Genomic DNA, 475 nt, shown 5'->3' on the forward strand with positions numbered 1-475 from the left:
CACGGCGACGGGGGCGCCGGTACTGACGGTCAGGAAGCCGACGATGGCGACCGTGCCACCGATGATGGCCAAAGCGCCCGCGCCGAGGCCCATCTGGGCGATCAGCCGGATGAGTTCCTTCGGGTAACGGACGAAGACGTCGCCGATGGAGATCAGGGTGCGCCCGAAGAACTGGGTCTGCTCCCCCACCTGATTCCAGCTATGGACGACTCCGTCGACGCTTCGCTTGACCCGCAGGCCCATTGTGGTTGTCACGTCCCCGCCTTCACACCGACGGCGGTGGCGACCACGTTGATGGCGAACAGCGCCATGAAGGTGAACACCACGGTCTCGTTCACCGCGTTACCGACACCGGCCGGTCCGCCGCCCACCGAAATGCCCTTGTAGCAGGCGATCAGGCCGGCGGTCAGGCCGAACAGGGCCGCCTTGATGAGGGCGATGAACACATCGGTGGGGCCGGTGATCAGGGTCAGGC

At 66.1% G+C, this 475-nt stretch carries 1 protein-coding gene and 1 pseudogene; both read right to left on the reverse strand.

What is annotated here, in order from left to right:
• Window positions 1–243 (reverse strand): annotated as a pseudogene (locus H7I41_RS10585) (ABC transporter permease); the annotation flags it as partial.
• 8 nt (window positions 244–251) lie between these two features.
• The coding region (locus tag H7I41_RS10590; RefSeq protein WP_264012534.1) for an ABC transporter permease at window positions 252–475 on the reverse strand (224 nt) is incomplete at its 5' end.

Origin of the sequence: [Mycobacterium] manitobense (assembly GCF_025821665.1) — a bacterium.
Taxonomy (GTDB): Bacteria; Actinomycetota; Actinomycetes; order Mycobacteriales; family Mycobacteriaceae; genus Mycobacterium; species Mycobacterium arseniciresistens.